The sequence below is a fragment of the Paenibacillus sp. WLX1005 genome (assembly GCF_046603685.1).
Taxonomy (GTDB): Bacteria; Bacillota; Bacilli; order Paenibacillales; family Paenibacillaceae; genus Saccharibacillus.
This window is the reverse complement of the sequence record NZ_CP176756.1, coordinates 3,938,972-3,959,053: the sequence shown is the minus strand read 5'-3', so window position 1 is coordinate 3,959,053 and position 20,082 is coordinate 3,938,972. Positions and strand designations below refer to the sequence as shown.

Annotated in this window: 27 protein-coding genes and 1 pseudogene; 19 read left to right on the top strand and 9 right to left on the bottom strand. The window is 41.5% G+C overall.

The window, feature by feature from the left end; genetic code table 11:
• Positions 1-127 precede the first annotated feature (127 nt).
• The gene (locus ACE3MZ_RS16895) at positions 128-670 is read left to right on the top strand and encodes a DNA topology modulation protein (protein WP_411343302.1); all 543 of its coding nucleotides are present in this window, start codon (positions 128-130) and stop codon (positions 668-670) included.
• A 144-nt stretch (positions 671-814) separates the two neighbouring features.
• Here ACE3MZ_RS16895 and ACE3MZ_RS16890 read toward each other — a convergent pair whose 3' ends face one another.
• Complete coding sequence (locus tag ACE3MZ_RS16890; RefSeq protein WP_411343301.1) at positions 815-1,579, bottom strand: SDR family oxidoreductase; 765 nt, start codon at positions 1,577-1,579, stop codon at positions 815-817.
• Between the two features lie 28 nt (positions 1,580-1,607).
• Complete coding sequence (locus ACE3MZ_RS16885) at positions 1,608-1,997, bottom strand: MerR family transcriptional regulator (RefSeq protein WP_411343300.1); 390 nt, start codon at positions 1,995-1,997, stop codon at positions 1,608-1,610.
• Between the two features lie 104 nt (positions 1,998-2,101).
• Here ACE3MZ_RS16885 and ACE3MZ_RS16880 point away from each other — a divergent pair, with 104 nt between their 5' ends.
• Complete coding sequence (locus tag ACE3MZ_RS16880) at positions 2,102-2,656, top strand: hypothetical protein (protein WP_411343299.1); 555 nt, start codon at positions 2,102-2,104, stop codon at positions 2,654-2,656.
• A gap of 243 nt (positions 2,657-2,899) precedes the next feature.
• Here the strand turns inward: ACE3MZ_RS16880 and ACE3MZ_RS16875 are convergent, their stop codons facing one another.
• Together ACE3MZ_RS16875 and ACE3MZ_RS16870 are read right to left on the bottom strand one after the other, a co-directional pair.
• Positions 2,900-3,691 (bottom strand): SDR family oxidoreductase, encoded by a 792-nt coding sequence (locus tag ACE3MZ_RS16875; protein WP_411343298.1) that lies wholly within the window; start codon positions 3,689-3,691, stop codon positions 2,900-2,902.
• Between the two features lie 114 nt (positions 3,692-3,805).
• Entirely contained in the window at positions 3,806-4,186 is a 381-nt protein-coding gene (locus ACE3MZ_RS16870; protein WP_411343297.1) for a winged helix-turn-helix transcriptional regulator, read from the bottom strand.
• A gap of 302 nt (positions 4,187-4,488) precedes the next feature.
• Here ACE3MZ_RS16870 and ACE3MZ_RS16865 point away from each other — a divergent pair, with 302 nt between their 5' ends.
• From ACE3MZ_RS16865 to ACE3MZ_RS16805, 13 genes and pseudogenes are all read left to right on the top strand, one after another.
• Entirely contained in the window at positions 4,489-5,040 is a 552-nt protein-coding gene (locus ACE3MZ_RS16865; protein WP_411343296.1) for an NAD(P)H-dependent oxidoreductase, read from the top strand.
• A 275-nt stretch (positions 5,041-5,315) separates the two neighbouring features.
• Positions 5,316-6,425 carry a copper amine oxidase N-terminal domain-containing protein gene (locus ACE3MZ_RS16860; RefSeq protein ID WP_411343295.1) on the top strand — a complete coding sequence of 370 codons (1,110 nt, stop codon included), beginning with the start codon at positions 5,316-5,318 and terminating at the stop codon, positions 6,423-6,425.
• 38 nt (positions 6,426-6,463) lie between these two features.
• On the top strand, positions 6,464-6,661 hold the full coding sequence (locus ACE3MZ_RS16855; RefSeq protein ID WP_411343294.1) for a hypothetical protein: 198 nt from the start codon (positions 6,464-6,466) through the stop codon (positions 6,659-6,661).
• Between the two features lie 30 nt (positions 6,662-6,691).
• Positions 6,692-6,904 (top strand): annotated as a pseudogene (locus tag ACE3MZ_RS16850) (GNAT family N-acetyltransferase); the annotation flags it as partial.
• Positions 6,905-7,112: 208 nt separating this feature from the next.
• On the top strand, positions 7,113-7,472 hold the full coding sequence (locus ACE3MZ_RS16845) for a DUF6794 domain-containing protein (protein ID WP_411343293.1): 360 nt from the start codon (positions 7,113-7,115) through the stop codon (positions 7,470-7,472).
• Positions 7,469-7,915 (top strand): oxidoreductase, encoded by a 447-nt coding sequence (locus ACE3MZ_RS16840; RefSeq protein WP_411343292.1) that lies wholly within the window; start codon positions 7,469-7,471, stop codon positions 7,913-7,915. Before ACE3MZ_RS16845 ends, ACE3MZ_RS16840 begins: the two co-directional genes overlap by 4 nt.
• Before the next feature lie 104 nt (positions 7,916-8,019).
• The gene (locus tag ACE3MZ_RS16835) at positions 8,020-8,502 is read left to right on the top strand and encodes a hypothetical protein (protein WP_411343291.1); all 483 of its coding nucleotides are present in this window, start codon (positions 8,020-8,022) and stop codon (positions 8,500-8,502) included.
• A gap of 118 nt (positions 8,503-8,620) precedes the next feature.
• On the top strand, positions 8,621-9,001 hold the full coding sequence (locus tag ACE3MZ_RS16830) for a hypothetical protein (RefSeq protein WP_411343290.1): 381 nt from the start codon (positions 8,621-8,623) through the stop codon (positions 8,999-9,001).
• 83 nt (positions 9,002-9,084) lie between these two features.
• Positions 9,085-9,690, top strand: coding sequence for a histidine phosphatase family protein (locus ACE3MZ_RS16825; protein ID WP_411343289.1), 606 nt, complete (start codon positions 9,085-9,087; stop codon positions 9,688-9,690).
• A 49-nt stretch (positions 9,691-9,739) separates the two neighbouring features.
• Positions 9,740-9,958, top strand: coding sequence for a hypothetical protein (locus tag ACE3MZ_RS16820; protein WP_411343288.1), 219 nt, complete (start codon positions 9,740-9,742; stop codon positions 9,956-9,958).
• 83 nt (positions 9,959-10,041) lie between these two features.
• Positions 10,042-10,395 (top strand): YciI family protein, encoded by a 354-nt coding sequence (locus ACE3MZ_RS16815; RefSeq protein ID WP_411343286.1) that lies wholly within the window; start codon positions 10,042-10,044, stop codon positions 10,393-10,395.
• Positions 10,396-10,409: 14 nt separating this feature from the next.
• Positions 10,410-10,634: a CPCC family cysteine-rich protein gene (locus tag ACE3MZ_RS16810; protein ID WP_411343285.1), complete on the top strand. Its 225-nt coding sequence runs from the start codon at positions 10,410-10,412 to the stop codon at positions 10,632-10,634.
• A gap of 320 nt (positions 10,635-10,954) precedes the next feature.
• A complete protein-coding gene (locus tag ACE3MZ_RS16805; protein WP_411343284.1) occupies positions 10,955-12,010 on the top strand; it encodes an ankyrin repeat domain-containing protein in 1,056 nt (351 codons plus the stop codon).
• Positions 12,011-12,337: 327 nt separating this feature from the next.
• Here the strand turns inward: ACE3MZ_RS16805 and ACE3MZ_RS16800 are convergent, their stop codons facing one another.
• Positions 12,338-13,198, bottom strand: a complete 861-nt coding sequence (locus ACE3MZ_RS16800; protein WP_411343283.1) for an alpha/beta fold hydrolase — start codon at positions 13,196-13,198, stop codon at positions 12,338-12,340.
• A gap of 203 nt (positions 13,199-13,401) precedes the next feature.
• Between ACE3MZ_RS16800 and ACE3MZ_RS16795 the strand changes: the two genes are divergently transcribed.
• The 3 genes from ACE3MZ_RS16795 (at position 13,402) to ACE3MZ_RS16785 (ending at position 15,033) form a co-directional block, all read left to right on the top strand.
• Entirely contained in the window at positions 13,402-13,974 is a 573-nt protein-coding gene (locus ACE3MZ_RS16795) for a TetR/AcrR family transcriptional regulator (protein WP_411343282.1), read from the top strand.
• A 76-nt stretch (positions 13,975-14,050) separates the two neighbouring features.
• Positions 14,051-14,485: a DoxX family protein gene (locus tag ACE3MZ_RS16790; RefSeq protein WP_411343281.1), complete on the top strand. Its 435-nt coding sequence runs from the start codon at positions 14,051-14,053 to the stop codon at positions 14,483-14,485.
• A 128-nt stretch (positions 14,486-14,613) separates the two neighbouring features.
• On the top strand, positions 14,614-15,033 hold the full coding sequence (locus ACE3MZ_RS16785; protein WP_411343280.1) for a hypothetical protein: 420 nt from the start codon (positions 14,614-14,616) through the stop codon (positions 15,031-15,033).
• A gap of 359 nt (positions 15,034-15,392) precedes the next feature.
• Here ACE3MZ_RS16785 and ACE3MZ_RS16780 read toward each other — a convergent pair whose 3' ends face one another.
• Entirely contained in the window at positions 15,393-16,607 is a 1,215-nt protein-coding gene (locus ACE3MZ_RS16780) for an FAD-dependent monooxygenase (RefSeq protein WP_411343279.1), read from the bottom strand.
• Between the two features lie 237 nt (positions 16,608-16,844).
• Between ACE3MZ_RS16780 and ACE3MZ_RS16775 the strand changes: the two genes are divergently transcribed.
• Complete coding sequence (locus ACE3MZ_RS16775) at positions 16,845-17,774, top strand: VanZ family protein (RefSeq protein ID WP_411343278.1); 930 nt, start codon at positions 16,845-16,847, stop codon at positions 17,772-17,774.
• A gap of 310 nt (positions 17,775-18,084) precedes the next feature.
• Here the strand turns inward: ACE3MZ_RS16775 and ACE3MZ_RS16770 are convergent, their stop codons facing one another.
• The 3 genes from ACE3MZ_RS16770 to ACE3MZ_RS16760 form a co-directional block, all read right to left on the bottom strand.
• Positions 18,085-18,948 (bottom strand): hypothetical protein, encoded by an 864-nt coding sequence (locus ACE3MZ_RS16770; protein ID WP_411343277.1) that lies wholly within the window; start codon positions 18,946-18,948, stop codon positions 18,085-18,087.
• Between the two features lie 92 nt (positions 18,949-19,040).
• Positions 19,041-19,517, bottom strand: a complete 477-nt coding sequence (locus ACE3MZ_RS16765; protein WP_411343276.1) for a hypothetical protein — start codon at positions 19,515-19,517, stop codon at positions 19,041-19,043.
• Between the two features lie 31 nt (positions 19,518-19,548).
• Positions 19,549-20,064, bottom strand: a complete 516-nt coding sequence (locus ACE3MZ_RS16760) for a hypothetical protein (protein WP_411343275.1) — start codon at positions 20,062-20,064, stop codon at positions 19,549-19,551.
• Positions 20,065-20,082 lie beyond the last annotated feature (18 nt).

The following is a 20,082-nucleotide window of genomic DNA, read 5'->3' as shown; positions in this document are numbered from 1 at the left end:
GAGTCAAGAATAATTTAGCAAAAAAGCTGTGTTAGAGAATTTTTCACTCATTTTCTGGGCATCTTGGCAATATGTTGTGTGCAGGCAGAAGAAGATGTATTACATACGATATAAAGGAGGAATATCAATGCAAAGCTCATCTACCATGCAGAAAATTATGATCATCGGTTGTTCCGGTGCTGGCAAATCAACACTATCGAGAAAACTTCATGAGACGTTGCACATTCCAGTTATCCATATGGATGCGCATTTCTGGCAAACGAACTGGCAGGCGACCGAGGATGAGGAGTGGGACAGACAGGTGGAAGCATTCGCACAGGCAGATTGCTGGATTATCGATGGCAATTATGGTCGTACGATGGATATTCGTATCCAGCATGCAGACACGATTATCTATCTGGATATGCCGCGCTGGCTTTGTCTGTACCGGGTTATCAAACGCCGTATTCAATATCATGGCAAAAGCCGTCCTGATATGAACGCAGGCTGTAATGAAAAGATCGATTGGGCATTTATCAAATGGATATGGAATTATCGCAAACGAAGCCGCCTGCAAACACTGGACAGATTACGCAAAGTTGAAGGGGACAAGCAGATCATCACGATCCGCAATTCGCAGCAATTACATACATTTCTGAAGCAGCTGTCTACATCATCTGTTATCGTCTAATTGCCGCTATGTGTATTGCGTTAGAAATGACAAACACTCGCCAGCATGCTGACGAGTGTTTGTAGTACTGCTATATTAGACTCACACATGTAGATCCACACATAAAAGGAACAAAAGCGAAACAGAATAGCCAACGTACCCGTATTATTGTTCAAACATATGCTTGGTCGACTGATACATCTCATCGGTATATCGGTCAATATCATCCCGCGACATGCGCATACGACTCACCGATGTACCGTAGCCAACTTCTAACTGTCCCGCTTCCAACCCTTCAAAGATGCCATCTGCAAAATCGTTCAGCGGCTCGCCATGTGTATGCAAACCAGCGCCACCGAGATCGGTATTGACAGCAGGTGGGGCAATCTCGATCACCTCGACCGACGTATCGCTCAATTGATGACGTAGGCTCATCGTGAACGAATGCAGCGCTGCTTTGGTAGCGGAATAGATGGGAGCGATAGCGAACGGCGTAAATGCCAGCCCGGACGTCACATTCAGAATCGCAGCCGCCGATTGCTTGGCAAAATAAGGTGCAAACAGCATCGCCAGATGAAACGGCGCTTCGATATTCGTCGTAATCTCGCGATTGAATTCGCTCCAGTTCGTCTTGGCATCGGAGCGAAGTACATGGAACCGTTGCTGAATTCCAGCATTGTTCACCAGTACATTCACATCAGGATAAGTAGTTGTCACCCAGTCAAATAGTGCGATGCGCTCGGCTTCCACATCCAGATCGCTCACACGGGTAATTAGCTCAGGAAACCGTTCTTTGGCTTCCGCAAGTGCTTGCTCGCGCCGTCCACAAATAATAACCGTATTACCCGCACGCAAAAATCGTTCCGCAAAAGCCAGTCCAATACCGGCGCTTCCACCTGTGATCACAATCGTATTCCCACTCAGCTTCATAAAAGAATACCTCTTTTCTGTGTTTGATTTACATCGTCGTTGGGGATTCTGTTTGGGATTGCAGTTGTTTTTGATAACGTGTGATTTTGGAGTCCATCGCGTCTAGCGCTTCGTGCATAAACGAGATTTCGTCCAATACCGCCTGCTTGTGTTGCTGCATCATGTCCAAACGTTGCGGTATAGTATGATTACCCTCAATCACCCAGTCTACATACTGTCGAATAGTACGAATCGGCATATGCGTATGTTTGAGATAAATGATAATCTTGAGCAGCATCATTTGATGCTCCGAATACAAGCGACGTCCGGCTGCATCGCGCTCTACAAGCGGCAGCAATCCCTTTTTCTCATAAAAGCGCAGCGTCGATTCCGGCAAACCAAAATGAGCTGCCGCTTCGCCAATGGATACATAGTTCATCTGAAGGCCTCCAGGTGGTTGCAGTATACTTTCGATATCGATAGCTTCATGATAGGACTTAAACCATGGTTCATGTCAACAGAAAAAAGTAGGGAGGGAATAGAATGGACGAGTTAAAAGAGTTTCGCCGATTTTTACGATTTTTGTTTCTATTGATGCCAACGATCTTAACAACGATGTTATTGATCAAATTTTTCCCGTATACAGGCTTGGGAAGAATTGTAACGGTTCCATTTACATTTTTAATAAATATTTTTATTGTTGGACTAGCAGTGTTAATCACGTATCGGAAAAGGTGGTTCGTGATTACCAAAGTTACTTTGACTATTATGATTACAACGGCGATTACGATTAAGATGTATCCGCAAGACTCAGGTATATCGGTCGTTCAACAAGCAAAAGAAGCAGTTCAAGCTATTCAACATATCGGCAATTTAGACAGGTCGTATCTTCAGTATGACGGCTACAATCATGAAGAAGAGTACGTCGTAGCATTGTATAAATTTAGAAACGAAATTCCGATGGACGGTACATATCAGTTGTACGATAGAGAAAATTTATATTTTTACGGATTTACTATTCATAATATGCAAGATATCCCCAAAAAATTAATTGGACATCATAAGCTAATGTGGCTCTATATGTTGATGTTCAAGTGAATAGGAGAGCAAATCATGGTTTACTACAATAAACCCATATTAGGATGGATTCTCATTCAATTAGGATTAGGCTATGTCATTTACAGCTGGGATGAATTGAATATCTAATCATCTATACTGACGCCATAAAACAAAACAGTGCCTTTTCGCCAGTTCCTTTAGTTCAAGGAAATGTACGAAAAGGCACTACTTATTTACAATCCGTTCAATTTACTTACAAACATCCGTCTTCGCTTTCGCTCATTACACCTGTTCTTCCCACAGCTTGGCTTGATATTCCTTCACCTGCTGCTCGGAAGCTTCTGGGTACACATTACGGAATGGGTGGTGCTTGGCATCGATGATTTCGACCATTTTCTCAATCATATCTTGTGGATCAAATTGCTGGGCAAGCAATTTCTCGCCCTTGAGCAGATCGGCACGTTTGGTGAAATTGGTCTTTTCGTCATACCATTTTTCTTTTTCAGCAAACATCATGTCGTTGAATCCAGTTTTGAAAGGACCCGGATTGATCGTAGCCACCTGCACATTAAATTCAGCCAATTCGTCCTTGAGCGCCTGTGCAATTGCTTCCACCGCATGCTTGGATGCGCAATAGGGACCGAGATAAGGCGTTACACTCAGACCTGCAATGGAGCTGATAAAGATAATTTTGCCTTTTTTCTTCGCAACCATCTGTTTGGCAACGAGCTGTACCAGCTCCAACGAACTGAATACATTTGTTTCAAAAATCTGGCGTAGATTCTCTACGGGCAATTCAGCTAGCGGTCCGCCCTGTCCAATCGCAGCATTGGCAACAAATACGTCGATATCGTATTTATCCACCTGAGCGCGATCCAGCGGATTATTCACATCCAGCTTGAATACATCGATCGTTAAACCTTGTTCCTTGGCATAGTCTTGCAATGGTGGAACCTGAGAGATCGTTTCAACGGTAGCAATAACGCGGTGTCCTTTTTGTGCAAGCCCGATGGCAGCGCCTTTTCCGAGTCCGGTTCCTGCACCTGTGATGAAAATGGTCTTTTTCCCTAGCATGTCGTTATCCTCCTGTTCGTTGATCATTCTCAATCCTGCTCGTACTGCATTTACCCGGACAGGCAGAGTGTCAATCATGGGAGAATAAGGCACTTCTACAAACGACCGATTGTGCTACTTGGACACTGGCGTATAGGATGCGTCTGGCTCGTTTTCCAACAATTCAATCTCTTCACCTGCTTGCTGGCGCATATGGATGTTTTCCGTTCCCCACGCGCACATCACTTCCACAATACGATTGGCAGTGACGCCGTATGGAGTCAGACTGTATTCAACACGTGGCGGCATTTGGTCATACACCTTGCGTTCTACCAGACCATCGCGTTCCAGTTCGCGTAGTTGCTGGATTAGTACTTTTTGTGAAATGCCAGTGATGCTGCGTTCCAGTTGTCCAGTACGTTTAACACCAGTGATGAGCAGGCAGATAATCAGCGCTTTCCATTTACCACCGATGATTTCCAATGTGGCTTCAATGCCTAGATTATATCGTTTCATGATCTCATTCCTCTTCATTGTAATTTGCCAATATATGCTTGTATGGATGCATGGAATAGATAGATTTCACTTTAGGAATGGACGGATGAACTTCTATTCATTGCAAAGAATGATATCACCGTAAACCTTTATTCTGGCATAGCAGATAGCTACCGTCCAGTACACACTTTCAGGTAAGTATCTTACTTCATTGTGTGTATTTTCATCTTGAACGGACAATAGCATAATAGGGATATTCCGAAGTACAGGAAGATGCATACACTATATAAATCCTATAGAGAGATAGGAAAGGAGTACAGGATATGACACAAACACTAGTAATTCTCGCACATCCGAATCTGGAGGTATCGCGTATCAATCGTCGCTGGCAGCAAGAATTGTTGCAGCATCCACAAGAGATAACGGTGCACGAATTATATACCGAATACCCGGATTGGCAGATCGACGTAGAACGAGAACAGCGCTTGCTGGAGCAATACGATAGGGTGATTTTACAATTTCCGTTATACTGGTACAGCTATCCACCGTTACTGAAAAAATGGATGGACGACGTGTTCGCCTACGGCTGGGCATATGGATCGACAGGCGATCGTTTACAAGGCAAATCATTCGGGCTGTCCATGTCTATTGGAAATACACAGACTAGCTACCTACCAGATGGTTCCGTTTCGTTTACAGTAGAGCAGCTTATCGCTCCGTTCAAAGCAAGCCTGCATCATGTCGGAGCCATTGAACTGCCGTATTTCGCATTTTTCGGAGCTTCGTTTCAGGCAACAGATGAACAGGTGGAGCAGAGTGCTGCCGATTATATACGGTATATTTTGCAATCTTCTCCTGTAGTGGAACAGAAATAATCGGATACGAGCATAGAGATAGTATGCGATATAGTACGCAAGAATCGGCCCAGATTGCGCTACCCCATCTCGTAATTATATGAAAAAAATCGTCAATGATGTACTGTCTATATCCACCGATGCTCTCACAAAACTGTGGGAGCATTTTTTCATATTCTCCTTACAATGAAACCTTTTCAAACATATAACCGTCATCAATTATACATACATAAATTAGGAGGTTGCCCAATATGTGTAAATAGATTACAGCTTTGACGATCGTAACAAGCTTATGCTTGACTTGCAGTACACTACCATCTTCTGCCCAAGTAAGTAGTACAGTCAGTATAAAAGAAGCAAGTATTGATTCCGGCGGCGATCGTTACCGTGTTACACTCACCAATCCTGTTTATATCAAAGACGGAAGAGTATTGCTACCGATTCGTGAACTTGGTCAACATGCCAGTCTGCGTACTTTCTGGAATGCTACCAACCAAACCGTTTCGCTATACGGAGCCGAACACACCATTCAACTGACCATCGGCAGCCAAACCGCTATAGTAGATGGCAAAACAGTCACTCTCGACGTACCTGCTCAGATCATCAATGGAGCTACGTATCTCCCGCTGAAATTCATTGCCAGTGCCTTAAAGCAGACTGTATCTTGGGATTCGACTAATCGAATCATTACTCTGTCTTCCCTGTATGTGATGGGCATGGATCACAATCTCACCTACTGGATCAACCGCGATACCAAGCATGTATACCAAGCGATCAGTCAGAAGCGTGGCAACCTCATCGGTAAAGTGAACATCGATCTGTACTATTCCACCGACTTTGAAGTGAAGAAGCTGTCAGAGTCATCCGCGTACATCAAAGCCATAGAAGCTGTCGGCGTCAACAACCGTATCCGTACAACAGAACGCTTCATCGCAGCCAAGAACACGATCATAAAACAAAGCATTTTATCTATTGTTGGCGACTTCAAGGACACCAGTATCGATACGAGCAATGGTGACTATGTACTGACCAATGGCAAACAAACCGACTTCGTTACACCAACAGGTCAACAGACGGCATCCTACCATTGGGCTGCTCCATTAAATCCAGCATATAACTATCTGGTCGAACACGCCGAAGCTCCATTCCTAATCGTCCGCGAATACGAAACCCAGCATCTGATTGTGTATAACCGAGAAACGAACAAACCCGTCTATCTGCACGAAGTACTGAATCTACCAGCAAAAGAAAAACAGTTCCTCATCCAAGCCGCCGCCGACCGATTCGCATATCCAAGCGAAGACAGTATCATTACATTCGTAAAAAACGATAACGGTACGCTGTCATTCCGCTACACATTTGCTTCGGATCATTCGACACATACGTATACGTACAAGCTGGATTGAAATTAGAAGAGGAATGAGAGTTTAGAAAGGAGATTGTTATGATTATCGAAAAAGCAACATTATCCAATTTGGAGGAAGTAACAAATCTGGCTATGCAGCTCTGGTCGCATAGTGTAGAGACTGACTTGAAGCTAGAGTTTAAAGAGATTCTGGAGTCGGTAACGAGTATCGTATACGTAGCAAGTGTAGATAATAGAAGTATAGGCTTTATTCAGGTGTCTCTTAGAAACGATTAAGTAGAAGGATCAAATTCAAGTCCTGTCTGTTATGTAGAAGGAATCTACGTAGAAGAAGTATTTCGACATCAAGGTATATCGACTAAGTTACTGAAAGCAGGCGAGCATTGGGCAAAATCATTAGGTTGTAGTGAGATCGCTTCAGATACAGAGCTAGATAACGATGGAAGTCAGAAGTTTCATAAGAAAATCGGATTTCGGGAGGTTAATAGAATCGTTGCTTTTATTAAAAATTTGAATTAAATCTTTTTTTATATGGATGGAAAAGCAAAGTTGGGTTGAACGTTTCTCTGCAGAAGTCATCAAAGAAGTAAATACTTACGGTTTACAAGATCGAATCTCTAAAATCAAAGAATTCGTACACGAGGGATAATATTGGATAAGCAGGTTAGCAACATAACTCATTGTTTTCTCGTCCATAGTTTAAAATCATATAAGAGGTGTAAAATCAATGGGAAGACCGCAAAAGATAGTCATTGATTCTATGTATGAATTGATCGACTACATTATTGAACATGATTTAGACGATGAAAACAAAGAGAAACTTAGAGCGATGGATACAACAATAGGGCTACATTTCTCATTTGGTATGTATATTCGTAATCATTATGAACTTTCTGATCGAAAAAAAGTACCTCATTTGATCGCTGAGTTTAAACAATCCTTGCTGGACAATATGACTGAAACGTATGGCGAAATGGATGAAGAAACAAAAGATTTTTATGATTTTCTACATACAGGCATGTGTCAGGATGATGATATGTCTGGACATATATCAAGAGAAATTTGGAAAAAGGTGCGTAAACAATGAGCAAAATCAATCGTATCGAAACCAGAAGATCCAAGTGTTATCAGGATTGGGAGGTCAAGCCAGAAGGACAGATCAATACGAATTTTAGCGACATACTCATAGATGGTATATCCATTTATGATATGCTGAAAAAGTACGAATTCATCCCATGTTTTGGTTGGGGAGTCCAGGAAAATCAGCAGCAAATGGTAGATTACTTTTTACTGAACGATATGCATCCATATCTGTATTGGCGCTATCCGCTACTAGTTTGTGCTTGGTGTGGAGACGAGGAGTGCGGCTTTATTTCGGTATTCGTAGAGCGAGAAGGAAATCTGGTAATATGGCAAGATTTTAGACTGGAAGCAGACAACCGCTCGATTCCATTAGGCCCTTTTACGTTTGAATGGGAAGAATATGAGCAAGCGATACGTAATACATGTATAGAAGGAAAGTCCAAATGATTCGAATCAATACATCATCTATGTAACGAGTCTATGGGGAAATGGCGAAAAAGGTCAAACACGCTACGTTATCATGACAGTAAACAAAGAATGGAGATTTAATAATGGATTTTAAATATTGTAAACGAGATCCATTCCCTGAGAAGCAAAATGATCATTTACAATACGATAGATTATCTATTGAGCTGCAAGTAGAGAAAAAAAGGGTCTACAGAAACATAAGCAAAGTAAAAGGAAAGATGGTTTCCGTTGTTGATCGGAAGTTACTTGTATACATAAATGGCAATAAACTAGCTCATGACGAAGTACTGGTTGTGGAGGAATTCTTCAATACGTTGCTTCGTCCGGGCATCTATCCATTATTCACATGCTCGTGCGGCATTTTCGGTTGTGGCGGGTATTATGTTGAAGTCCTTCATGAAGAACAAAATATCACTTGGCGGACAGAGCAAATTCCTTTTGAAGATCCTCAACTGAAAACGCAGAGTACATTCGTTTTTACTCGCCATCACATGACCGAGGTGGCTGAAAGTCTCAGACAAGATCTTGCTGAACTTAGACATATTACCAATGCAATAATAGACTGAGCTAGCAATAATAAAAAATGGTTGAAGTGTATTAGATATTCAATCACTGTGACATGCCAGTGCTCAATAGCAAATGATCATATATATAAAATTTGTTTTTTAGGGAGAGTATTTAAAAATGATCAGGAAGATCGAAGAAATAGAATCTATTATCAGTCATTTTGCAATTCATAGACTAAAATGGATTTCAGATTTTCATTTGCGCATTATTCACAACAAATATTTCGAGCCGATTTCTACACTTGATGTGACATTTTTGCTTAAAGAAAATGAAATAACTTATGAGTTATGTATACGATTTTCGGGTATAGAATCTTTGAATTTTGAGTCTAGAGCAATTCTGACATACATAAGTGGTTTTAATATTAAGGATGTAACAAAATATGGTTATCATCCAATGAAATATGAGATCGAAGATTATGAGGATGCAGCTATACATTTTTATTGTACTGATATTGAGTATTTAAGTATCAAAGAAAGTGAAGATTTGGCTATTTGAAACACAGCACATCGTAAAAAACTTAGTATAAATATACCGTACATATTTTAAGTATTTAATTCTCATGTAGTCAAAGGAGAAGAATGATGACTATGCAATTCTTTCTAGTTCGTCATGCCGTAAAGGAAAAGGCTGTAGGGAATGTGGATATTACAATGGAAGGTATTAGTCAGGCACAGAAGACAGCTCAATATTTTGATCATATGCCGATAACGGCGCTTATCTCAAGTCCTCTACAAAGAGCTATTTCTACAGCTTCCTATATATCACAGGTAACTGGTGCGGCAGTTCAAGTAGACCAGCGTCTGCGAGAGCGTGTGAATTGGGGAGATTTGCCGGAACAGACGTTTCAAGAATTTGTTGAGATGTGGGATCGATGCACGATGGAGCCTCATTATATACCGCCGATAGGTGATTCCGCTCATGAGGCTGGAGAACGGCTGTTTTTATTGTTGATGGCGTTAATTAATCAATATCCCAAGAGTAGTAATATTGTGATGATTACGCATGGGGGGCTGATTACCGATTATCTTACTAACTTTTTTCCTGAGTCTATATTGAATAAACTCAGATCTGATTTTATTTTGCAGCAGAGCCAGCTCGTATTCGAATGTTCTATTACGAAGTTAAGTTATGATGGCAATACATTCTCAATTGACCAGTTTGCTTCTACGAAACATTTACAATAGACGTTAACCATATAAGCAAAGGAGTAGCAAAAAGTGGAAGCTATTTCATGTGCTGGGCAGTGGTGCGAATGTGGAGAAGTACGTGCAGAGTATCAACCAGACGGAGAACTACGCATATTATCAAATTCAGCTTGGCTTCGTGATCGAACCTACGGGCTCGCGCTGGTTGACCAATACCGAAATTGCCAGTGGAGTGATGGAAGGAATCATGGGAGACTCTAATTATCATCTGGTTGGCACATTAACACCTTGGAGTCAAAAGCCTTAGTGTAATCAACATCTAATATCGAGGTTAAATAATAAATAGACGCTCTCACAAAAAGCGAACTTAAACATAAAGGAGGAATCAAGATGTTGTTTATGATCATCGTTAAAGCTTCGGCAAATTCAGAAGCCGGACATCTCCCAAGTCCAGAGCTGATGGAAGCCATGAACCGGTATAATCAGGAATTGAAGGATGCAGGTGTACGTGTAATGGCAAAAGGACTTCATCCCAGCTCTAACGCCATTCGTTTGTCTTATCCTGAAACAGGTGGCAACCCTGAGATTAGCGAAGGACCTTTTACTGATCCTTACAATACCATAGCTGGCTTCATTCTTATCGATGTATCATCCAAAGATGAAGCCATTCAATGGGCGAAGAAAATGCCAGATCCGCAGGGGAATGGCGAAGGTCAGGTTGAATTGCGGCAAGTTTTTGAATAAGGAGTTGGTTTAACATGATGTATATCTGTCCCTGTTGTGGATATAGAACCCTTGACGAAGAACCGCCGGGTTCTTATTTTGTTTGCGATATTTGTTTTTGGGAGGACGAAGATTTTCAGTATTATGATCCTGATTTTGAAGGTGGAGCTAATCAATTCTCCCTTCGTCAAGCACAACTTCATTTTAAAAAATATGAACATGAGCTGTTGGGTTCGATATTTGAATTTAAAAGAGTCTAACCAGCAAAACTTGAATGACATTAAAATGCAGGAGGAGTTAAAAAAAATAGAACAACACTTTATAGATCAAATACAAAGAACGCATCCAGACATTTGAGTATTGGGAGTAAACTCTATACTATTGTGATAGAAGCGTTCCACAAGACGACGACACGACAACAATACTATACCTACATACACGATACTTATATCGACAAGGATCACGCTTAGATTGTATCCATTGAACAATATATCGCTATTCTATACAATAAGCGAGCGCAGCAGAACCGTACAGCAGTCAGCAGCGAAACAATCAACCCTGAACGCAAGGAGACATACATATGCCCAAAAAGAAAAAAACATTACCCAAACACTTCGATCAGCTTATTGAAGCAGGTGATCTGTCCGCACTACAAGAAGTATTCACCAAATGCGAATATGATGCGCGAGGCGGTTACAGTAAAGAGCCAGCTTTGAGTTTTTACAATGTGCCAGCGGAATTGGTTCGCTGGTTGGTCGAACAGGGAGCGGATCTACAGGCAACCGACACGTACGGAAGAACGCCACTGCATCATCATGCAAGAAGCTGGTGCGGGCATACGTCATTGTTGTTAGAGCTAGGGGCAGACACGGAAGCAGCAGATTACCAAAATGAGACTCCGCTATTTGCTGCTCACGGTTCGTTCAAGCCAGATGCGGTTCGCGCCTTGCTTGCAAAAGGTGCCAATATCCATGCAAGAAACAATCGTCATCAGACCGCACTGGACAAAGCGTTGGCTGAATGCAGTAATAGCGACATTGTAGATATGGCAGAGATCGCATCGTTGTGGCTTGATTTGGGCGTTGTGATCACTCCGGCGATGAAAGATGATGTTAAGCGAATCGGAAGCGATTTTGAATTTCATCGGGCTGGGTTTAATAAAGACTATTTGGAACAGACCGATCAGGCACTCACACGTCTCTATGAATTATTTGATATCATTCCCATCGCCAAGCGCCAGATGCACGACGGCATATCGCTTATAACAGTATCTACACAAGGTTGGCAGCATCAGCATGAGGAGCTGTGGAGACTCCTAATTCCATCCACCGGTTCTGCGCAAACGGTACAGGGTGAAGTGATTCGTATTACAGGCAAAATCTCTCGCGAAATTCTGGGCAATGGTGGCGTCAATTGGGATGGTGAGTTCCGTAAAATGCTGCGCGCATTGCTGCATCATTTTACTCTGGGAACACCATTGAGCGATGCCCAGCTGGAAGAAGCAGAAGCGCTCGTAAAACAACTTCGCAATGGAGACGGTATGGAAGAACCGGCGAGATTATGCGAGCTTGCTGTAGCATGGGTGTTACTCAATCCACAACCGATGACGCTGGAGTCCCCGGAATATACGCGATAGTATTGCACTACTAAATATGTAAATGGAAAGTATATACACAGAAAGGAAGAAGCACTGTCGATATGTATAGCGCTTCTTCCTTTTATTTGTTCGGTATACTAGCATTTCGAGCCTTGTCGATCAGCGTATTCACATTTTGCAGCAACAATGCACGCTCATACAATGCATTGTCCTCACTATAGGTATGATGAATACAGTCACATATATCGACAAAATATCAAAGAACAACATGACTACCTCATGAACGAAACCGTTGCAATATAAACCAACACATTACAAACAAAGCTACTGAACATAAACCGATCTAGTTTATATCCATTAGATCGTTTATACCCGCCGCTTCAGAAAATCACGAATCAACGACACGCTGATATCCAAATCTTCTTCCAACGGAAAATGCCCGGTATTCAACAGATGCACATCCACGTCTTCCAGATCGTCCATATACGCAAGCGCCCCTTTGACACCAAAAAACATATCATTTTTGCCCCATGCGACTAATACAGGCGGCTGATACTCACGGAAATATTCATGCCATGTCGGATACTGCTTGAGGTTGTTCTGATAATCATAATAGAGTGCAAGCTGAATCTCCTGATTGCCTTCGCGATCCAGATGAATCTGGTCATTGTTCCAATTGTCCGGGCTGATGCTCTGCGGATTGCGTGTGCCATTGACGTATTGCAGCTTCGTTATCGCAATCGATAACAGGTCCACTACACCTTGACGAACAGCAGCATCGTCCGGGTTTTGCCAAAATGCCTGAATCGGCGCCCATGCCGACTCTAATCCAATCTCGTACGCATTCCCATTTTGGGTGATGATGGCTTGCACACGTTCGGGATGCATAACCGCTAATCGGTAGCCGACTGGAGCGCCATAGTCATGCACATAGAGGCTATATTGCTTCAGATTCAATTGCTCCACAAAAGCATTGACCAGCTCGGCGATCCCTTCAAATGTATAATCAAATTCCGTCATGGACGGTTGGTCGCTATTGCCAAAGCCCGGATAGTCAGGAGCGATAATATGGTAATCATCTGCCAGTTGCAGTATTAGATTGCGATACATATGAGAAGAGGACGGAAATCCATGAAGCAGTAAAATAGTTGGGTTATTCCGGTTGCCTGCTTCTCGGTAAAATAAGTTCAACCCTTGCACAACAGCAATCTTGTGTTGGACGTTCATATCAATCACCTCATCGTAGGATATGAAATAGAACCTGCAGGATTCTGTTCGTTTTGAATTATACATACAGGTCTGTATAGTTTCAAGTGTTTTTATTTGGTGCTTTATTTGCAATTCTAGTCGTACAGCTTTAGTATGAGTATACAGGTCTGTATATGTTGAAAATAAATCAATGCAAGTGCACATGGAATGGAGATTGTTAGATGGTTAATAAAAGCAAAAAAGAACAGATTTTGTGCGTGGCGTCAGATCTTTTTAATAAACAGGGTATTCGTGCGACTGGGATCGATCAGGTGGTGGCGGAATCGCAAGTTGCGAAGATGACGTTATACAACCACTTTTCGTCCAAGGATAAGCTGGTGCTGGCGTATCTGGAACGACAGGATGAGCAGTGGAGAGATTGGTTTCAGTCTTCAGTAGAGCAAAAGGGCAATACGTCGCAGGAGCGTTTGCTCGCGGTGTATGATGTGCTGGGTGAATGGTTTGCAGCGCCGAGCTTTACTGGGTGTGCGTTTATTAAGACGGCATCGGAATATCTGGATCGCAGTCATCCGTATTTTGAGGCGACCCGGCGGTATAAAATAATTTTACGTGAGTATATCGAGCATCTAGTGGAGCAATCGGATTACAAGCAACCAGAAGCGCTAGCAAGTGCATTGTATTTGTTAGTAGAAGGAGCAATTACGACGTATATGCTGCAATCTGATCCACAGTCTGCTGTGCACGCGCGCGAGGCAGCAGCGATCCTGATCCAGCATTTTGCAATCCATTCTTAATGGATAGGATTGAGATGCCAAATCTGACAACAAAAATATAGACTCGTCACCACTACATAAACGAAAGGAGATATATATGATTGCCTTTTACGCGTTAATCGTGTCATTCATCGTATTCGAAGGTCTGGGCATAGTTGGTATTTCTCATTTTCAGGAATGGCAACATTCGCTTCAGGCAGCCGTTGCCGTCATGTTTTTGTTGGGGGCGTCTACACATTGGGGCAGCAAGCGTCCCGATATGATTCGTATGGTTCCGCCTGCATTTCCGAGACCGGATTGGATCATAACGATTACGGGTGTGCTCGAAATTGCCGGAGCGATTGGCATTCTGTTCGATGCTACTTCCAGAGCAGCTTCGATCGGCTTGGCTGTGCTGTTGATTGCTATGTTTCCTGCCAATGTGTTTGCAGCGAAAAAGAAACTGACGATCGGTGGTAAGCCAGTTACAGGTTTACTGGTGAGAACGATCATTCAGTTGATTTTCATCGCAGCTGTGTTGCTCGCGGGTTGAAGATAGGTGAATGTGGAAGTCGATCTGTAATGATGGGTCTACTCTACATATGAGCTGACGGTCATATCCATTTCGGTTGTATTAGACAATATCTGATGCGCAGGAATCATATAGAAAGGGGGAATGATATGAGTTGGGACGTTATGATCATGCATATCACTGGAGAAATTACGGACATTGAAGAGATCACGGAAGATCAAGTGATACCTTTGGGAAGCAAGCATACCGTGATCGACAGACTCCGATCGCTATTTCCAGATGGAGATTTTAGAGATTCTGCCTGGGGAACGTTGGAGCGTGAGCATTATTTTATTGAATTTAACATCGGATCGGAGGAAGAGATTGATAGTATCATGCTGCATATTAGAGGTGGCGATGATGCCATCGAAGTACTAAGGATCATCAACGAGGAAACAGGATGGACGCTAATTGATGACGGCGAAGGAATTATCGATTTTGCCGATCATCCAGAAAAAGGCTTCCAAAAATGGCAGCAGTATCGAGATCAGGTGATGAAGGATATGCACGAAGACGATACGAAGTCTTGATTAGGAAAAGGATGGCAAAGAGAGTACAAGTCTATGCCATCTGTTCAATGATACGAGATTTGTATAAGAATCTCTCTGTTGAAATGGTAAGAACGGCGATATAAGCATCGTGAGCATCTTGGTACACAAGCAAACGTACCATAATCTAATGTCCCAACAACACAAACAATCTCCCTGATACGAGAACGGAAGACCGATGTCATTCCTTTCTCATACTGGGAAGATTGTTTGTTTTTTGAGATCGGTCAAATATCATTTAATCAGAGTTGGGTTACGTTGAATGCATAGTCACTACTTATGATCTCAGCTGAACCTGTCCATCTGACATTGCTACATGCTAACCAAGTACGCGTATTGATTTACGGTGTATGTTGAACGATGCGTATCTCCGGAAGCTGCTGCTTGGTACGCGCGACATGACCGATGCGCGAAGCGAGCTTGCGAAACGGACCGAAGCTGGCGATTCGGATAAACGTCTGCATCGTCCCAACTCCCAGCTTGGTCTGCGGGTAAAAGAAATCCGGTGCTCCTGGCGGCAAATGCTGCGCTTTATCAATAATTGGACGCATCCATTGTTCATACTTGTTGAGACAATCTTGAATGTCTGTGGATTCGCCAGATGTACCCTGTGATAAGAACGCTGCCAGAACATATCCGCCAATCAATGCTAGCGAAGAACCGCCGCCACCGATCGGAGTTACGCACCATGCAGCGTCGCCGGTAACGCACACTCTGCCTTTTGACCAAGACGACATCATAATCTGGGTCAAATAATCAAAATAAACATCCTGCGATGTGGCGAATCCGTGGATCACTCGCTCATCCTGCCAGCCTGCTCCGGCAAAAATATCTCGCAATGCAGCGCGAGCTTCTTCAGAAGACATGGCGGCAAGATTGTTGCCGCGATCTTTGAACGCCAGCATCGCACGAATCGTTCCCCGATTATCCGGGCGAAGGGAAATCTGGCGACCGCCTGTAGACGTATACCAGCGCCACCAATGATCGTCTTCGTTTGTCCGTTCAATCGTCCCGTACGCAATATTCAGCCCAAGTTCGCGTCGAGAGATAACGTCTCCGAATAACATATCCCGCGTTTTGGAACGAACACCTTCCGCAATAATGAGCAAGTCGTAGCGTTCCGTTTGCCCCGAATGCAGCTGAACCTCAACCTGCTCGTCATGATGGATCACATGCTCAATCCAGTCGCCGTAACGAATATCCACACTCGGCGGAAGAGCTTCCAGTACGATACGCGCCAGATCGCCCCGCAGAATCTCTAGCTCTGCTGTCATACCATCCGAATCCTCTACCGGAAAAGCACCGACAACCTGACCTTTTTCGTTTACAAAGGCGGTACCTTTCTCGGTAGTTGTCTGCTTCCGAACCTGCTCTTCCAACCCCATTTGCTTCAAAACATCGCGTGCAATCCCACGTACATCCACATTCTGCCCACCGTCACGAAACGTACGCGCCCGTTCAATAATCGTAATCTCCCAGCCCACTTTACTTAGCCAAAATGCAGTACTAAGCCCGGCAATACTCGCACCTGAAATAAGTGCCCGTTGAACGTTCATATTGTTGCTCCTCTCGACATATGCATATATCCGAGTCGATGAGTTGAATAAAATAGGATGTGTATTCAGCACATCGTATGTCCTGAATCATCGCTCTGGTTGATTACTTTTTACCCAAGCCTGTTAAATCGAAGCAATAATACAATAGGTGAAGAAGGAATATGAGGATGGATACAATTCTTCATGGTTCATCGTCTTAACAGTAGCACAGAACATCTTATGATTGAGGAGCGAATCATGACTACAATACGAAGATTAATCCAGCCTATTTTTGTTCTCTATAGCATATTCATTCTGTACTTTATGTTTTTCGGTTTTGATCGAATGGATGATGTAACTGATACGAATGGCTATACCTTTATGTGGATTCCAAATAGCTTTTACATCTTGCCAGATATATCTGACCTTTTCCCTCCGTCGCTAATCGAGCTTGTGGATTTTGGTAATATTGCAGCCTTTATACCTCTCGGTATACTAATTCCTGTGCTCTATCGTTTATCATTTGTACGATTCATAATTGTATTCATCCTCTGTATTACTTTCTTGGAAACGATCCAAGGTTTCACTAAACTCGGCAGCTTCGACATGAACGATATCATTCAGAATTCATCGGGAGCAGCGATTGGATATGGAGCCTACAAACTAGGTAATCGCGGTACTACTATTTGCAAAAAAGTAGGAATAATTATATTAAGTGCTGTCGTACTGATGGCAGGTATGATGCTCATGAGTAAAGGGATCGAAGAGATGTTGACGAAAAGGGAGGGAACATTTACAGCATTAAATGAATGGACGGATAGCCAAGGGAATTCTAATCAACGGGCATCGCTGACTCCGTTCAAAATCGGGGATAAAGAAGTTGTGCCGCAATTTAATGTCTACAAAGCAAAACATGGAGAAAAGACGACGTATACGTATGATCTAGGTGGTAAAGATGTTTATATTTTCTTGAATTATGGAATTGCAGATTCAAGCGCTCCATATGGAAGCATAGAACTGACTGTAGACGGACAGCAAACACTCTCCGACTCTGCGGAATACCAAGGGAATGCTCCGGTGGAATTTCATTGGTATTTCGAAAAGGCGAAAAGACTTACGATTACAGTTGAAGGTACGGAAGCGGTTTGGGATTTAGGGTATAGGGAAATGAAGTATTTTTGGGAATAAGGGAGTAAGCAAGGGGGGAGCTTTCCTGAGCTTTCGGGAATATCGTTTAAAATTGTAATTATAAAAAAGCCTGCGTAAAAAACAGGCTTTTTGTATTTTGGTCGTTTTATGATTCTTCCCCAGTCGCAATGGGATTCTTCTCATAACTAATCCAATCTGATTCAACGATAGTATATTTGGGCAAGCTGACTACCAAAAATAAATTATTTATACAAAATTAAAACAGTTTAAAGTACAAGTATAAGTCCATTTTATAATAGTTTTTTAGAGAAAGTGCGGCAGTGATAAAGAAGTCTTTGTAAAACTATATCTATTCAAATCGTTCATTAGCGTTTTTCTCATATTCATTTTCGAATTTTCTTTCAGCAAGAATTTCAGATTGGAATTTTTGTTTTTCTTTCGAAGCCCAATCTGTAATAATATAATTTACATTATTTTGTAGTTGTAATAGTAATGGAATATATTGTTCCATTTCGGTTGCTCTTGAACCACCCCAAAATATTGGTCTGAATTTTCGTTTTAGCTTCTCTAATATTGCGATAGGGTCTATAGAATTCTCAATTAAATCCATGGCTAAAGGAGTCCAGCTAATTTCATCTTCTATGAATTGATATGGTGTAATAGCTGAAGCTAAAGTCAATTGTCTAACTTCTGGATCAGAGTTACACCATTGAAGAATAATAGAGTTTTCTATTAATGAAATAGGATGTAAAGAAGAATTTAAATTGTTCATGGTAAAAGAGAGTGCTATATAATCATCAGCTTTTTTTGATTCTCCAAAAAAGGTATCTAAGAAAATTAGTGGGTAAGTTGATGCTAGAGTTCCTAAAGTATCATCTAAGTCTCTGGTATAAAGATCAGAATTGACTAAAGCTGAGAAAATATTTTGAGCGACTAACAAAGCATTTTTTTGGTCTATTTCATCTACAAAACAGTATTTTAGAATTTCAGAAATTTCGTAATCTAATCTTTGATCACGTTTGAAAAAAATTGAGGAAGTTACACTTACTATAAGCTCTTGTCCTAGTAAGGCTATTTTTTTACTTATTTCTTCTTTCTCCTTCCCATGTATCAGTAGGCTTAAAATATTAATTGCGACTGTAATTCCATCATCTTTAGTGGATATTCTTTTTAATAAACTGACTAATGAATCGTCATCAATATCATTAAACATTCTACCTAATGCTAAATTGCTGTATATCCATATCGGTGCATCTCCAATTATCAATGAGCGTTCTAATCGTTCGATTGCTTTTTTATTGATACCTACACTAATTGAAGTAATGGGAAAACTTTAGAAAGAGTCTTATTGGTAAGTGCGTCGTTTAAATAGTCTTCACATAATTGTTGATTGGATTCAAAAAGTCCATTTAAAAATCCTTGTAATAATTGATGATTACGTTCGGTTTCGGATATAGCTTGCAATTCTTCTGGTAAAATATTCCAAATAGTTTCAGGTGATAGACTTGCTTGTGCTAATCCTTTACCGAAATCAAATATTCTGAAACCTTTTTCGATTAATAATTCTGGTAGCAATTCATCAAGTATAGTAGTTTGATTAGCAGCTTGGTTGCCTAATAATTGGACTCCTGCATTCAAGCTTTCAGGAACATCTTCAAATTCCAGTAAGTCTAAGTAAAAGTTCCTACCAGAAAGAGTATAGAGCTTTATTTTTTCAACTATACTTTTAGGTTCTAGTATACGCACCATTTCTTCTAATTTAAGAATTGAATCTGAACTCATATTCTTACTATCAAATTTCAAAAAAACTTTTTTAGCTATTAGCTATTAAGCCTTCATTCCAAGAGCTATTACATGAAATTGTTCTCAAAGCAGTTTCTATTTTATTATGCATATGGGCTTTACTCCAAAGTCCTCTTAGTTTTTCAGCTAAGATGGACTTAACTTTAAGAGTTACAACATGATTGGAACTGATTAGTTTGACTATATATTCTAAAAAAGTTTCATACCAGTTGCTGATTTCTTCTTCACATTTTGGTTGCCATCCATAATCTCGTATACGAGATCCAAATTCTGTAGTATAAAATGACGTGAAGTGCCAAGCTTCCAATGTAGCACTTAATAACAGCAAACCCAATTCAATTTTATTTTCTTGACCAGAAGAAATTAAATCGGAGAGTATTTTTAATTTTTTTTCTGCAGAAGCATGTGTTCCTGAAAGATACATATAAAACATTGATTTCAATAATTTACGTATTGAATCGGTATTCTCATTAACTTTTTCTGATAGTGCAAAAATAATAAGAATGTGTACCGATCGATCTTTCAAATAAAGAATCTTCATATG